The 16,071-nt window shown below is 32.4% G+C and carries 12 protein-coding genes; 7 read left to right on the top strand and 5 right to left on the bottom strand.

What is annotated here, in order from left to right; genetic code table 11:
- The 7 genes from EV195_RS16340 to EV195_RS16370 all read left to right on the top strand — a co-directional run.
- The coding region (locus tag EV195_RS16340; protein WP_132796052.1) for a T9SS type B sorting domain-containing protein at nt 1–4,161 on the top strand (4,161 nt) is incomplete at its 5' end.
- 9 nt (nt 4,162–4,170) lie between these two features.
- Nucleotides 4,171–5,115: a PorP/SprF family type IX secretion system membrane protein gene (locus EV195_RS16345; protein ID WP_132796053.1), complete on the top strand. Its 945-nt coding sequence runs from the start codon at nt 4,171–4,173 to the stop codon at nt 5,113–5,115.
- A gap of 71 nt (nt 5,116–5,186) precedes the next feature.
- The gene (gene rluF / locus EV195_RS16350) at nt 5,187–6,005 is read left to right on the top strand and encodes a 23S rRNA pseudouridine(2604) synthase RluF (protein ID WP_132796054.1); all 819 of its coding nucleotides are present in this window, start codon (nt 5,187–5,189) and stop codon (nt 6,003–6,005) included.
- A 53-nt stretch (nt 6,006–6,058) separates the two neighbouring features.
- Complete coding sequence (tgt, locus tag EV195_RS16355; RefSeq protein ID WP_132796055.1) at nt 6,059–7,189, top strand: tRNA guanosine(34) transglycosylase Tgt; 1,131 nt, start codon at nt 6,059–6,061, stop codon at nt 7,187–7,189.
- 2 nt (nt 7,190–7,191) lie between these two features.
- Nucleotides 7,192–8,277, top strand: a complete 1,086-nt coding sequence (locus tag EV195_RS16360; protein WP_132796056.1) for an LptF/LptG family permease — start codon at nt 7,192–7,194, stop codon at nt 8,275–8,277.
- Nucleotides 8,264–9,160 carry a DMT family transporter gene (locus EV195_RS16365; protein ID WP_132796057.1) on the top strand — a complete coding sequence of 299 codons (897 nt, stop codon included), beginning with the start codon at nt 8,264–8,266 and terminating at the stop codon, nt 9,158–9,160. Before EV195_RS16360 ends, EV195_RS16365 begins: the two co-directional genes overlap by 14 nt.
- Nucleotides 9,161–9,207: 47 nt before the next feature.
- The gene (locus tag EV195_RS16370; RefSeq protein WP_132796058.1) at nt 9,208–10,161 is read left to right on the top strand and encodes an acetyl-CoA carboxylase carboxyltransferase subunit alpha; all 954 of its coding nucleotides are present in this window, start codon (nt 9,208–9,210) and stop codon (nt 10,159–10,161) included.
- Between the two features lie 128 nt (nt 10,162–10,289).
- Here EV195_RS16370 and EV195_RS16375 read toward each other — a convergent pair whose 3' ends face one another.
- The 5 genes from EV195_RS16375 to EV195_RS16395 all read right to left on the bottom strand — a co-directional run bounded on the left by EV195_RS16375 (nt 10,290) and on the right by EV195_RS16395 (nt 15,889).
- Nucleotides 10,290–10,973 carry a response regulator gene (locus EV195_RS16375; protein WP_132796059.1) on the bottom strand — a complete coding sequence of 228 codons (684 nt, stop codon included), beginning with the start codon at nt 10,971–10,973 and terminating at the stop codon, nt 10,290–10,292.
- Nucleotides 10,963–12,507 (bottom strand): tetratricopeptide repeat-containing sensor histidine kinase, encoded by a 1,545-nt coding sequence (locus EV195_RS16380; RefSeq protein WP_132796060.1) that lies wholly within the window; start codon nt 12,505–12,507, stop codon nt 10,963–10,965. The genes EV195_RS16375 and EV195_RS16380 overlap by 11 nt, the downstream gene beginning before the upstream one ends.
- Before the next feature lie 545 nt (nt 12,508–13,052).
- Entirely contained in the window at nt 13,053–13,259 is a 207-nt protein-coding gene (locus tag EV195_RS16385) for a hypothetical protein (RefSeq protein ID WP_132796061.1), read from the bottom strand.
- 1,531 nt (nt 13,260–14,790) lie between these two features.
- Nucleotides 14,791–15,420: a 7-carboxy-7-deazaguanine synthase QueE gene (locus EV195_RS16390; RefSeq protein ID WP_132796062.1), complete on the bottom strand. Its 630-nt coding sequence runs from the start codon at nt 15,418–15,420 to the stop codon at nt 14,791–14,793.
- Nucleotides 15,392–15,889, bottom strand: coding sequence for a RidA family protein (locus EV195_RS16395; RefSeq protein ID WP_132796063.1), 498 nt, complete (start codon nt 15,887–15,889; stop codon nt 15,392–15,394). Before EV195_RS16395 ends, EV195_RS16390 begins: the two co-directional genes overlap by 29 nt.
- Nucleotides 15,890–16,071: the final 182 nt, after the last annotated feature.

The following is a 16,071-nucleotide window of genomic DNA, read 5'->3' on the forward strand; positions in this document are numbered from 1 at the left end:
GGAGCGGGAACTTACTATGTAAGTGTAACGATGACAGCAAGTCCATTCTGTCCGGTAGTATCACCAGAGGTTACTATCAGTGGTCCAGCAGCAGCTTTAGACTTTACTACTGTTGATGGTCCAGTAAGTTGTAGTGGAGGAAGTGATGGAAGTATCACAGTAAACGCTACAGACGGATGGGGTAGTTATGAATATGAGTTAGCCGATGCAGTAGGAACAACGATTATCACTGCTTACAGTACAAGTAATGTATTTAGTGGATTATCAGCTGGTACGTATACCGTTAGAGTTAGAGATGCTAATGGATGTATCGATACAGATACAGTAACGTTGGCAGATCCAGTTCCAGTTACCTTCACATTGGTTAAAGATGATAATGCATGTGATTTAACAGGCGGCGGAAGTATCACAATAACAGCAGTTGGAGGAACAGGTGTATATACTTACATTTTATTAGATGCTAGTAGTACAGAGATTCGTAACCAGACAAGTAATGTATTTACGAATTTACCAGCAGGTACTTATACTGTTGAAGTAGTTGATAGTAATAGTTGTCCAGGTACAAGTCCAAGTCCATCAATTACGTTATTACCGAACTTAGAGTTCAGTTTAACAGAGACTAAGAAATTAGATTGTACGGCTAGTCCAGATGCTACGGTTGAATTATCGATTAGTTCAGGTTCTGGAAGTTATGAATATGAGGTGTTAGATAGTGGAGCGGGAGTAGTTGTAGCACGTGTTGCTATTGCAGGAAGTACAGTTACGTTCTCAGTTTCTACAGCAGACACGTATACCGTAAATGTTTATGATGTTGGAGCAACACCTAACTGTTCAAGAACAAGAGATATTACAATAGATCCAATTATCAATCCGGTGTTTACAGCAGTTGCAGTAGACAATGCAAATTGTGATGGAAGTAGTGCAGGTATCATAGAGATGACTGCTACAGATAATGGATTATTACCATTGAGTTATACGATTAGTCCAGATCCAAATGGAGTTGGAAGTATTACTACAAATCAGTTTATAAACTTACCACCAAATACGTACACTATTACGGCTACAGGAAGTAATGGATGTACTACTGTTTCAGGTCCAGTAACTATTACAGAGTTAGCTCCAGTTTCATTCACAGCTGCACCAGTTGTAACGGAGTTTGGATGTTCAACGGCAAATATTACCGATGCAGCAGTTGTCACGGTTAACACGGCAGATGTATCAGGCGGAAGTGGAACGTATGTACGAGTTGTCTTTACGTATACTCCAGCAGTTGGAGCAGTAGAGACACAGGATAGCACAAGTTTTACTTTTGCTACTACAAATACATCAGGTGGTTCAGTAAGTATTGATGTTTATGATGATGAAGGATGTACAGCCAATACAAGTGTAAACATAGCAGCATTTAATGCGATAAGTGATCCAGTAGTAACAGTTGACAAAGCGATTGATTGTGCTACAGGCGAAGATATTACGGTAACGTATACCTCAACAGCAGCATTAACGGCAGACTTTGCTATCAGCGGAGCTAATACAGGATTTAGTGCAACAAACACTACAGGAATATTTACAGGTTTAGCAGAGGATATCTACACGATTACAGTTACAAATCCAACCACAGGATGTATTGCAACAACAGATCATCAAGTTAGTCCACCACCTACATTTAATTTAGATATAACTAATATCTCAGATGTAGTTTGTTTAGGTGATACTAACGGTAGTATAACTTTCGATTTCCCATCTAGTAGTCCTTACACTGGTTTATACGATTACCAAGTAATGAATACGAATGGTACGGCTGCAACTGGCGATGATACCATTGCAAGTTCAGGAACGGGAGTTAGTGGTTCAACGACTGTTAATACATTAGGAGCAGGAACCTACTATGTAAGTGTAACGATGACGGATAGCCCGTTCTGTCCTGTTACTTCTGAAGAGATTGTTGTTGGTGAACCTACAGCTGCACTAGGAGTTTCATTTACAACCAACCTTATCAGTTGTATTTCACCAAATAGTGGAGAAGTAATTATTAACGCTAATGGTGGTTGGGGTTCTTATGAATATCAATTAGAAAACACCTCAACAACAACGGTTGTTCAAGTATTCTCAACAAATAATATTATTGATGGATTATCTTCAGGTAGTTATTTAATAACTGTAAGAGATGCTAACGGTTGTTCTGTAACAGATACGTTTACATTAACTGATCCAACAACAATAAATGCAACAGTTGTTGAAACTAGCACTATTGCTTGTGAGGGAGAAGAGACTGCGGTTATAGAAGTTAACTCTGTATCTGGAGGACAAGGAAGTCCAGCAGTTTATTCTTATAGTTTAACGTATCCAAATGGAAGTGTATCAACAATTCAATCTAACAACGTATTTACAGGATTAGGAGCAGGTAGCTATGTAGTTACTGTATACGATGAGTTTAGTTGTAGTAATACATTCCCAATTACAATTGCTGAGCCAAGTGATGTTACGTCATCGGCAGCAGTTACATCTATTATAACATGTACAGCGCCAAATGCAACAATAGAAGTTACTGGAGCAGGAGGAACTGGAGCGTATGAGTATAGTATTGATGGTGTAAACTTTGTAGCGAGTAACACATTCTCGGTTATTGCCGGAGATTATGAATTATTTGTCAGAGATGCAAATGGATGTATTTCAACACCTTCTCTAGTATCTGTTCCTGCCTTAGTTCCGTTAACAGCTACTTTAGATACTACATCGGCATTTATTACATGTAATGGAGATGCTAATGCTGTATTATCTGCAGCAGCAGCAGGAGGTTTAGGAAACTATATGTACGAATTATTAGATGGAGGCGGAGCTGTTGTTTCTGGTCCACAATCTTCTAATACTTTCGATAATATTGGTCCAGGAACGTATAGTATTAGAGTTACAAGTCAAGATTGTATTGCAGTTACAGCTGAATATGAAATAGTTGATCCACCATTGTTAGAAGTTACAGAAACTCACGTAGATGTAAGTTGTAATGGAGCTACAGATGGTAGTATTACAATAACTGCAACAGGAGGAACAGGTTCATATGTATATGAAATTGATTCAGAGCCAGGTAGATTCCAAACTAGTAATCAGTTTAACAATTTAGCTGCTGGTACTTATACAATTACTACACAAGATGAAAGAGGATGTTTCCAAATTCTTACTGTAACGATTGTTGAGCCACCATTGTTAGAAGCTACAATTGATTTAACTACTGTTCAACAACAATTATGTATTGAGGATACTCAACCTTCATTCGAAGTTGCAATTACTGGAGGTACACCTCCTTATTCAACAAGTTTAAACGGAGGAGCGTTTATAGCTGATAGATTAGTATTTGATAATTTAACAGCTGGACAAACTTATGTTGTAATTGTTAGAGATAGTAGAGGATGTACAACAGTAACCTCAGCATTTACTTTTGACCCTGCTGTCGACTTACAATTTAATAGTGAAGTGACTTACAATTGTGATAGCACAGCTACTATAACAGGAACAGTTGCAGATATTCATCAGAATGATGTAGTATATACATTAACAGGACCAGAAAGTGCTAGTAATGACACAGGTGTTTTCAATGTTACAGCTACAGGAACTTATACATTAGAAGTAGAACATCTTAATGGATGTGTAAGAATAATAACACCAGTAGAAGTAGATGTTGTTGATCCGCTTCAACTTACCATTGACGATTCTCAAATTAATATGTTAATAGCAAATGCTACTGGAGGAATTCCACCTTATGAGTACAGTGTTGATGGAGGTGAATTCTCATTTGAAAATCAATTCATTATTACGCAAACTAGAGATTACACAATAGTTGTAAGAGATAGTAGAGGCTGTGAGCAATCTATTACGGTTCAAGGCGTTTATATTACAATTGAGGTTCCAAATATCTTTACACCAGATGGAGACGGTACTCAAGATTATTGGTATCCAATAAATGTTCAAGATTATCATCAGCTTAAAGTGTTTATCTTTGATAGATATGGTAGAGAAATTCAAAAGTATAATGGTGTTCAAATTGGATGGGATGGACTTTATCAAGGTCGTCCAATGCCATCTGGAGATTACTGGTATACAATTGAGTATCTAGAGTTATCTGGTGAACGAAGAAATTTAATGGGTCATTTTACATTATATAGATAAAATTATTAGATGAAAAAGTATAGAATAATCCCCATATTATTTTTATTAGCTACCAAATTATTTGGGCAAGAGATTGATTTACCACAGTATGTTAATCACATGGCTGATAATCCATTTTTAATTTCTCCAGCTTATGCGGGAATTGGATCGGGATTACAAGTTAGACTAAATGGAGTGAGTCAGTGGATTGGAGTAGAAAATGCTCCAGATACTCAATCTTTAAGCTTAGAAGCTCGATTGGCAGAGCGTTTTGGTGGTGGCCTTACCATGTTTAATGATCAAAATGGATTTACATCTCAAAAAGGAGTACGTTTATCTTTAGCAAGTCATTTAACATTAAGTAACGTTTATGATAGTTTTTTATCTTTTGGATTAAGTTATAGTTTTATTCAATTTGGTATTGATACTTCAGAGAACAACACACCTCAACCTGTCCCAGATAGAGTGTTAAACTCTTCGAATTTTGACATAAGTATGTTATACCGTTTCGATCGTTTTGCATTTAGTGCTAATGTGGTAAACTTATTAGATAAAAACATTGAAGATTTTAGTACTGGTGAACCAAGAGTATTAAGAAGGTATTCTGTTTATACGAACTATAATCATAGAATTAATAGAGATACAGAACTAGAGCCTTCAGCTTTTGTTGAATATTTTGAAGCAAGTAAAAGATCTCGTACCGACTTAAACGTTAAATTAAGAAAGAAAATATTTAATGGTTATGTGTGGGGAGGACTTAGTTATACGTTCTTAAACGATCAGTTTTTTACACCAAATGCCATTGCGCCGTTATTTGGAATAAAGAAAGATAAGTTTTATGTTTCTTATGGATTTAGTATTACGGTAAATGAAATTGTAGGATTTAATAATGGTACGCACATGATTACGCTTGGATTTGATTATGATCGTCGTCCTAGTTTAGCTAGATGTACAAGAAAAATGATCATGTTTTAGTGTTTACCTAAAAAATAATATATATAAAAACCTCAGCTAATACTGAGGTTTTTTAGTTTAATTTTGCCTTGATGGAAAAAAACAATCAGGATTCAATCAATCTTAATAAATATATAAGCGCTACTGGAATTTGCTCTAGAAGAGAAGCTGAGCGTTTAATTACTGCTGGTAGAGTTACAATAAATGGAAAGCCTACCGAACTTGGAAATAGAGTTTTTGAGGGAGATATTGTAAAAATTGATGGTAAGCCTTTAAAAGCAAAACCTAAGACATTGTATATTGCTCTTAATAAACCTGTCGGTATTGTGTGTACAACAGATAGTAAAGAGCGCAAAAATATTGTAAAATTTGTAGGACATCCCCAACGATTGTTTCCAATAGGAAGATTGGATAAACCTTCAGAAGGTCTAATATTTCTTACCAATGATGGCGATATTGTAAATAAAATACTTCGTGCAGGGAATAATCATGAGAAAGAATATATAGTTACAGTTAATAAACCAATTAATGATCGATTTCTACAGAGAATGAGTAATGGAATTCCAATTTTAGGAACTGTTACCAAAAAATGTAAGGTAGAAATGATTAATACAAATACTTTTAAAATAATTCTAACACAAGGATTAAATCGTCAAATTAGACGTATGTGTGAGTTTTTAGGTTATGAAGTAACCAAATTAAAAAGGACAAGGATTATGAATGTTGAGCTCGGTAATTTAAAAACTGGGGAATGGAGAGAGCTATCAAACACCGAAATGGATAAAATTAATGCTTTTGTTAAGTCGTCAAGTAAAACTGAAGAAGCTTCCAAAGAAAATCCTCCAACAAAAAAAGATACTTCTTCTAAAAGGGATTATAAAGCACGTTTTGGACGCCAAAGAAAAAAATAGATTTAGAAACATTTAAGTTTTCACATTCTTCCAATTATGTATCTTTGTCAACTATGCAATTTAAGTTAGAATCTACCGATCCAAAAAGTAAAGCCAGAGCTGGTGTTATAACCACTGATCATGGAACTATAGAAACACCTATTTTCATGCCAGTAGGTACAGTAGCTTCCGTAAAAGGAGTTCACCAATCTGAGTTAAAAAATGAGATCAATCCAGATATTATTTTAGGTAATACTTACCATTTATATTTAAGACCACAAACAGATATTCTTGAGAAAGCCGGAGGCTTACATAAATTCATGAATTGGGATAGAAATATCTTAACAGATAGTGGTGGTTATCAGGTGTATTCATTATCAGGAAGAAGAAAGATTAATGAAGAAGGCGTAAAGTTTAAAAGTCATATAGATGGTTCAATGCATTTCTTCACGCCAGAAAATGTAATGGAAATTCAGCGTTCTATCGGTGCAGATATTATCATGGCATTCGATGAATGTACACCGTATCCTTGTGATTATAACTATGCAAAGAGTTCAATGCATATGACACATCGTTGGCTTAAAAGATGTATTGAGCATTTAGGAAAAGTGCCACCAAAATACGGTTATGAGCAAACGCTTTTTCCAATTGTGCAAGGAAGTACTTATAAAGATTTACGTAAGCAATCTGCTGAGTTTATTGCTTCTGTAGAAGCAGAGGGAAACGCTATTGGTGGATTATCAGTAGGAGAACCTGCAGAAGAAATGTATGCTATGACTGATGTGGTTTGCCAAATTCTACCAGAAGATAAACCTAGATATTTAATGGGAGTAGGAACACCTATTAATATTCTTGAAAATATAGCATTAGGAGTTGATATGTTTGACTGTGTAATGCCTACTAGAAATGCTAGAAACGGAATGTTATTTACTGCTCATGGAACCATTAATATCAAAAATAAAAAATGGGAAAGCGATTTTTCTCCAATTGATGAAATGGGAATAACTTTTGTAGATACTCTGTACTCAAAAGCGTATTTAAGACATCTATTTGCTTCAAAAGAATTACTAGGAAAACAAATAGCTTCTATACACAATTTAGGTTTTTATTTATGGCTGGTGAGAGAAGCTAGAAAGCATATAAAAGCTGGAGATTTTGCTGATTGGAAAGATAAAATGGTAAAACAAATGAGTAATCGTTTGTAGTTTTGAGAATACTAGATTGGTACATATTAAAGAGATATTTAACAACGTTTTTATTTACGTTGTTAATTCTTATACCCATTGCGGTAGCTATTGATATCTCTGAAAAAATTGATAAGTTTCTAAGAGATGAAACACTAACTTTCTTCATAATAGTAAATGACTATTACAAGAACTTTATCATTTATTACACCAATACATTTATGCCGCTGGCATTGTTTATTGCTGTTATTGTATTCACATCTAGATTAGCAAATAATACAGAAATTGTTGCAATAAATAGTTCTCAAATTTCTTTCACCCGTTTTCTATATCCTTATTTTGTTGGGGCAACAATTGTTACTGCAGTTGCATTGTATATGAATCATTATATAGTACCTGCGAGTAGTAAAACAAGAAAGAATTTCGAGAATACCTATCTAAAAAAAACACGCTATCAAGATCAAATGATAAGTGATTTTAGTTTGCAGTTAACCGATAGCACGTATATGTTTGTTCAAACCTATGATCTTAAAAGAAATTCTGGGCATCAGTTTTCAACTGAAACGTATGATGGTTTAAAGTTAAAATACAAACTCATAGCAGATAGAATTAGATGGAATGAGAAAGACAGTATTTTCACATTATTAAACTGGAAAGAAAGAAAGATATTTAAGGATAGAGATAGTATATTCTCAGGAAATAAACTAGACACGGTGTTTAATTTCACTCCAAGAGATTTTAACTACAAATCTACCATGGCTCAGGAAATGCCTTCACCTGAATTAGCTGAGTTTATAAAAATTTCCAAGAAAAGGGGAGTTAAAAATTTAAATGCCTACCTAGTAGAACTGTATAAAAGAACAAGTCTACCTTTAGCGTCTTATATTCTAACACTAATTGCAGTTGTATTAGCACATCGAAAAAGAAGAGGAGGAATAGGAGTTAATTTAGCTGTAGGTATTGCTATAATGTTCGTCTATGTGTTTTTCTTAAAAGTAGCCGAAGTATTAGGAGCAGTTGCAGGTGCCAACTCTTTACTTAACGTGTGGATGCCAAATATTATTTTTGGAGCTTATGCTCTTTATCTTTATATCAATGCAAGAAAGTAAGCTTAAAAATTATCTGTTATTACATTTTATAGTTTTCATTTGGGGATTTACAGCCATTTTAGGTGCGTTAATTTCTATTGAAGCGATTCCTTTAGTTTGGTTTAGAATGTTAATTGCTGTCGTTTTTATTTGCATTTACTTTCTTATCAAAAAGAAATCATTTTCAATACCTAAAGAAGCTGTATTAAAATTTTTTATTACTGGAGCTATAATAGCCGTTCACTGGATTACTTTTTTTAAAGCTATTAAAGTTTCTAATGTATCAGTAGCATTGGTTACAATGAGCACAGGAGCGTTTTTTACAGCATTGATAGAACCTATTTTTTTTAAAAGGAGAATCAATCCTACAGAAATGATTATGGGATTGTTGGTTGTGGTTGGATTGTACATCATTTTTAATTTTGAAAGTCAATACAGCTTAGGAATTATCTATGCTTTGATTTCTGCTTCTTTATCTGCTTTATTTGCAGTGTTAAATGGAATTTTCATTAAGAAATATGAGGCAGATACAATATCACTTTATCAACTGTTTTTTGGTGTGGTGGTAGTAACCATTTTCTTAGCTTTTAAAGGAAGTTTTACTACTGATTTCTTCCTTTTAAAAAGTGCCGATTGGTTGTATTTAACCATCTTAGGAAGTATTTGTACAGCCTATGCTTTTATAGCTTCTGTTAGGGTAATGAAATATTTAACACCTTACACAGTAATGCTTACCATAAATCTAGAACCTATATATGCTATAGTATTGGCTCTCATTATATTTGGAGAGAAAGAACAGATGAATGTCGAGTTTTATTACGGAGCTTTTATAGTGTTATTTGTGGTATTGTTGAATGGTATATTGAAAAATTCTTCAAAAATTAAAAAGAAATTACAACGATAATTTAGTATGTTTGCTTTTACAAACAATTCGGAAATCAAACTTATAAAATGGAATATTTAGATTTTGAAATGCCAATTAAGGAGTTGGAAGATCAGTTGGCAAAATGTCATGATATCGGAAAAGAAAGTGAGATAGACGTTACTGAAACGTGCAAAAAAATCGAAAAAAAATTACAAAAAGCTAGAAAAGATATTTACAAAAACTTAACGCCTTGGCAACGTGTCCAATTATCACGTCACCCAAACAGACCTTATACGTTAGATTATATTAAGGCTATTTGTGGAGATACTTTTATGGAATTGCACGGTGATAGAAGCGTAAAGGATGATAAAGCAATGATTGGTGGTCTTGGAAAAATCGGAGATCAATCGTTTATGTTTATCGGACAGCAAAAAGGATATAACACTAAAACGCGTCAATATCGTAACTTCGGTATGGCAAATCCAGAAGGATACCGTAAAGCGTTACGTTTAATGAAAATGGCTGAGAAATTTGGAATTCCTGTGGTTACTTTATTAGATACTCCAGGAGCTTATCCAGGTTTAGAGGCAGAAGAAAGAGGTCAAGGTGAAGCGATTGCTCGTAACATTTTTGAAATGACTCGTTTAAAAACGCCAATTATTACTATTGTTATTGGTGAAGGAGCTTCAGGTGGAGCTTTAGGAATTGGAGTAGGAGATAGAGTATATATGATGGAAAACACATGGTATACAGTTATTTCTCCAGAATCATGTTCTTCTATTTTGTGGCGTAGTTGGGAGTTTAAAGAGCAAGCTGCTGCGGCTTTAAAATTAACAGGAGATGATATGAAGAAGTTAAAATTAATTGACGGAATTATTGAAGAACCTGCAGGAGGAGCACATACTGATAGACAAGGTGCATTTGAAGCAGTTAAGAATCAAATTTTATCAGCTTTCGATGAGCTGAAAGATTTAGATGAAACTTCTCTAGTAGCTAAGCGTATGGATAAATATGCAAATATGGGTGTTTACAAAGAGTAGATATCTTAGAAGATATAAAAAACTGAAAAGCTCACTGAAAAGTGAGCTTTTTTAATATAATTATTTAGGGTGATTTTTATTTAAAAAAAATATTTAAACCTCTAACCTCTAACCTCTAACCTCTAAAACTAAATAAAACCTTTGTCTTTAGCGGTTAAAATAAGTTCTCTATCATCAGTAGAACTTACAGCGAAAATCTTTCGTAATTGTCGCTTACGCTTTTCAATAGCAGGCATAGAAAGATGAACAATTTCTGGTAAATCCTTGGTTTTTGTTCCAATAGAAATCTCGTACAATATTTTTCTATCAATATCATCTAATAGCAAATCACTTGAAACCTGATTGCGCAATAGTTTCATTACTGTTTTACTGTAATAAGGTGGGTCTGTTAGTACTTCTTCAATTGCTTGTACTAATTCGGCCGGTGTTAAATCGTTTTTGACTAAAAAGCCTTCAGGATTTAAATTTTTTAAAATACTATGTACTCTGTAATTATCGTTAAAAGTAGTAGAAACAATAATTTTTGTTTCAGGTAATAGTTCGTTTATTTTTAAGCCTAAATCTTCACCAGAGAGTAACGTTCCATCTTTAGAAGGCGGTAAACGCATGTCTAGAAAAACAATATCTAAGAAATCATTTTTTTCTACATAATCAGTTACAATTTCACAAGCAGAATCGCAATCGGTAGCTGTTAAAATATGAAATGAAACACCTTCATTTCTAGATTCAATAAACTTAAAAGCACTTTTATACGCTTCTGCAATTAAAGGATGATCATCTATTAATAACGCATTATACTTTTTATGCTGCATTTTTAGGTATATAAGGGATTTTTATCGTTAAAGTAGTTCCTTGGTCGATTTTTGAAAAAAAGTTCGCAGAACCGCTTAATTTATCAACTCTTGCTTTAATATTTTTTATTCCTATTCCTTTTTTGCCTTTTTTTGAGTCAAAGCCTACACCATCATCCGTAATTGTAATTAATAAATTCTGATTTTTCAAACCAAAATCCAAAGTTACATTTTTAGCCTGAGCATGTTTTATAATATTTTGCAATGCCTCTTGTATAATTCGATATACATTTGCTTTTGTAACTTCATCAATACTTTTCCAAGCGATTGTTGCATCGAATGTAAAAGTAGGTTTAAAATTACCAATAACGCTTTTATCTTTTAATAATTGTTCGATAATTGTGGTAAAGTTTACAGTAGCATCGTCAAAATTTTCACTTAATCTATGCGAAACATCTCGAATTTCTTTTTCGATGTTTTGTAATTCGTCTAAAAACGTTTGATGTTGCTCTTGTGTGTCGGGTTGCATTTGCATTCCTAAAAAACCAAGACTCACACGAGTCCCAAATAGTTTTCCTAAAATACCATCATGTAATTCTGCGGAAATTCGATTACGTTCATTAACACGTTCTTCTTCTAATTTTGCTTGTTGTTGAAGTGTTAAAACATATACCTCTTCATTAGCTTTTTGTTGTTCGGCTTCTAATTGTAGTTTTTCGTTTTGTACTTTTTGTACACGTAAGAAATACAGTAGAGTAGAGATTAATAAAACAGCTAAACTTCCAGAAAATATCCAAATACGTTGCTGACTTAAGAGTTTATTCTGCTCAATATGTTCATCGGTTTCAAACTCAATACGCGTAAATTTGTTTTGTGCTCTACGTTCTTCACTAATTAAACTGTCATTAAACTGAATATAGCGATCTAAATATTTTTTTGAATTCTTCGGTTGTAAGTCTGCAAGTTGTTGTAATGATGCTAGATAGTCTCTTCCGTTTTTTAACTCTTTTGCTAAATCGTTAGCTTTTTTAGAGTAGTTAATAGCTGTAGTTGTATCTTTTAAAAATGTATAGTATTTAGCTAGTCTTAAATAACTCATTAACACTCCTGGCATTATTTTCAAACTATCTCTTATTTTTAAAGATCTAAAAAAATCTTTTTTTATTTCTGTTGTATCTCCTAAGTCTAGTTTACAGTTTGCTCTGTTATCTAAAAGAGTTGCATATTGCGTTATATTAATATTATTATTATTTAAATCTTTATTATAAGATTCTATTGCTTTTTTGTATTGGCCCCCGTTATAATAAGCATTTCCAATGTTATTAAAAAATGCAGGATAATACTTTTTATTAGTTTTGTTATAGTTTTCTATTGATTTTTGAAAATACTTTAGGGCACGATCATGCTCGTTAATGTCTAATTGAAGCAAACCAAGATAATTGTATGAGTTTTTTAACGACTCATAATTATTTAACTCTTTAAAAATTTTTATAGCCTCAATAAGTAAAATTTCACTTCCTGTGTAGTCCCTGTAAAACCCTTTTATTTTGGCCATTCCATATAAAATTTTACCGGCCTCCTTTTTATTGTTGTTTTTTATAAATGCTTTGTGTGCTTTGTTAAAATATATAAAGGCTGAGTCTCTAATCTTCGCATTTAAATAATATGTTGCTAAATTCCAATTCGAATCTCCCAAAGCATATAAATCATTAAGTTTTTCAGATAGCCTATTTGCTTTTTGGTTGATTTTAAAAAAGTTTAAAGTATCCTTTAATTTATAAAATTCATAAGCAATTGAACTAAGTACTATGGGTTTTTTGATATTATTTTTTATAAAATAATTATAAGCTTTGAATAAAAGTTTTTTCCTTTGATTAAGCCTAAGTTCTTTGTTTTTTGATTGTTTAATCCAGATATTTATACTATCGCTTTCAGTCTGATAATAGTTAATTTCTAAGGAAAAACAATTAATTGTAATTAAGAAAAACAGTAAGTAATATATTTTTTTAATCGCTATTTTGTTTAAAATATTAACAAAGCTAAAAAAAACCTCTTACATAATTACGTAAGAGGTTAAAATCAGTTGTGTATTAAAGATTATTAGCCTTTCCCATCATCTTTAGTACCATTACCATCATTTCCATCATTTCCTGTACCATCTCCCCCTGTATCAAAAGCATTGATGTTTTCGGTGTTTGTGATTTCTGTATTTTGTGTTGTATCGGTAACTAAGTTTTCGGTGTTGTCTGTACAACCGATAGCTAATACTAATACGAACGTTAACAATAACAATTTTAAATTTCTCATAACTTTACTTTTTAATAGTTGACAATAATTTTCCTAGCCGTAAAAACAGCTTGATAGTTGATCGAATGTTGTTTTCGATTGTGTAGCTCCAGAAAAATCTGGGCAATAAGCATCCAGCCCGAGTAAATCAGGTGGTTTGTAGAATTGAATTGATGTGATATCAATCCGCGAAGACTTTGAACTACCAAGGCCTATTGAGTTAAGGCTTCAGAAAATTCTACATTGTCGTTAAATAGGAAGCGTTTGTTGCAATTTTTAGGTAACGCTAGCTGATTTTTTTAATTAAATTATTCTAGAATTAATTTCTATACAATTTAAATTTAGTAATCGCAAGGTTCCATTGAGTAAACGTCCTTTTTCATTTAGAATTAGCAATAATATTTTTTTCATAACTTTTCATTTTCTCTAATCAATATACGAAATATTAACGATATCTCAAAATTTTTTGTCAATATTCGTATGTGTTTTTTTTAATAAAAAAGGCATCTATTTCTAGATGCCTTTGTACTTATATATATTGAAAATGGATTTTAATCATTCTCATTATATCGCTGTATACAAAAAACATCATTACTTATTCTTTCATCAAAATGAACACCTCTTATAGAGCGTCCTTTTAAACTGTTTGATAAATAAATTAATTTCATAATACGTTGTTTTTACTTTTTAAATGTGATTCATAAATTACCAATCAATCACAAGACAAATATATATAGTTTTTAAATTCTCATCAAAAATTTTAACACTTATTTTATTGATAATCAATTAGTTATATTGTTTTTAGGTAATAAGATTCCTCCCCGGACAATATCCAGATACTAAAGTTTTGTGCTTGTGGTTGTAGCTCAGTATTTTATGAAATACTACTTTCAATTTCTTATATGTGAGTTATCAATTTCAAATATTGGTTTAAATCATAAAAAAAGGCGTTCAAAAAAAATTGAACGCCTTAAATATTTTGGTTTTAATGTTTAATCATTTCCTAAATATGTCTAATAACGTTCTGTTTCGGTAAAAATCCTTTTCAGGTTTTCCGAAACTTACTTGTGCCAATGCTGCACACAATATTTTATATGTATGTAAATTCATCATCGAACTACAAATATATGAAATTTATCAATAATGTTAAAAAGCGTTAAAAAATTAACATATCGTTAAACTGATTTTTTAAATAGAGGTGTTTTGTTGTGAGATTGATACCTTATGTTATAATAGTAAGGTTATAACTTTATGAATCAATTACTAAACAAATAGGAAAAGTATACTTCATTATTAGTAATTTTTAAAAAAGTATGGTTTTCCCATACTAAAAGTAAGGGAAAACCATACCTCTCTTTTTCAAAGTCAAAATATCTTTGTCACGGTTACTAAAAAAGCCTTATACATAGTAAGGTCGGATATAAAAGTTTATATCATAGTCGTCGGGGAAAATCTATGAGAAAAAAGAAAACAAAAGCGTATCCTTTTTACTCTAACCAAAGTAAATACCATGGTACAAAAAAACGCCCTTCGGGGCGTTTCGCTTTTTTTATTAAGGTATGTTTAAATACTTATGTGTTTGAAGTGATATTTTCCATTTAGGATTGTTCATTACATAATCAATAATCAACGGAATCATTTTATCACGTTTACTCCATTCTGGTTGTAAATACAATAAACATTTATCGTTCACTTTAGCTGCTTGCTCTTCAGCAAATTCAAAATCATGTTTGTTATGAATAATCATTTTCAATTCATCAGCTTCTTGATAAGCTCTTTCTAGAGGGAGTTTTGTTTTTTTAGGAGATAAGCAAAACCAGTCCCAAACGCCGGAAAATTTATAAGCTCCAGAAGTTTCAATATGCGTTTTTATTTGTTGTTTTTGTAACTGAGTAGTAATATAATCTAAGCTCCACATTAAGGGTTCTCCACCAGTAACAACAACTGTTTCTGCATATTTTTTTGCATTAGCAACAATTAAATCCGTTTGAGTAGGAGGGTGTAGGTTCGCATCCCAACTTTCTTTAACATCACACCAATGACAACCAACATCACAACCTCCAATTCTTATAAAGTAAGCTGCAGTTCCTGTATGTGCTCCTTCACCTTGAATAGTATAAAACTCTTCCATTAGTGGAAGCATTTTTCCTTGTTTAATTAACTCTTGCGTCTTTAAATCCATCTGCTTTTACTGCTATTACATCAATTTCAATTTTTGCTCCTACGAGCAAACCGGCTGCAAATGTAGTTCTTGCAGGCTTATTTTTAGGAAAATATTCTCGGAAAATTTTATTAAAATCAGCAAAATCGTCTGTGGTAGATAAAATAACAGTACATTTTACAACATGTTCAAGGTCTGAGCCATGTAATTTAAGTACTTCCTTAATATTCTCTAAAGTCTGTCGAGTTTCAGCTTCAATTCCACCTTCAGGTAATTTTCCTGTAGTTGGGTTTATACCTACTTGTCCAGCTAAGTATAATGTGTTACCAACTTCTACAGCATCAGAAAAAGGAGCGTTCTTTTTACGTTCAAGTTTTGATGAATGGAAAACTAAATCTTTCTTTTCTGGAGTAGTTTTGTTTTTATTAGTGCTTATACAAGAAGAAAGGATTATAATACTTAAAAAACTAAAAATTTGAAGGAGTTTCATCTGATTTATATTTGGTCTTCAACAAATTTAAGAGAAAACACTCAAAAAATAAAAAGCCTCTGAAGAGGCTTGAAATAGATTAATTTGATTGGTCTCAATTTAGGGTTCAAAACCCTGCAATTTTATTGCAGCACTTTCAGTTATATGAAAAATTAATACCTTTCAGATATGGAAAGATCACT

Source organism: Tenacibaculum skagerrakense (assembly GCF_004345825.1).
GTDB classification, from domain to species: domain Bacteria; phylum Bacteroidota; class Bacteroidia; order Flavobacteriales; family Flavobacteriaceae; genus Polaribacter; species Polaribacter skagerrakensis.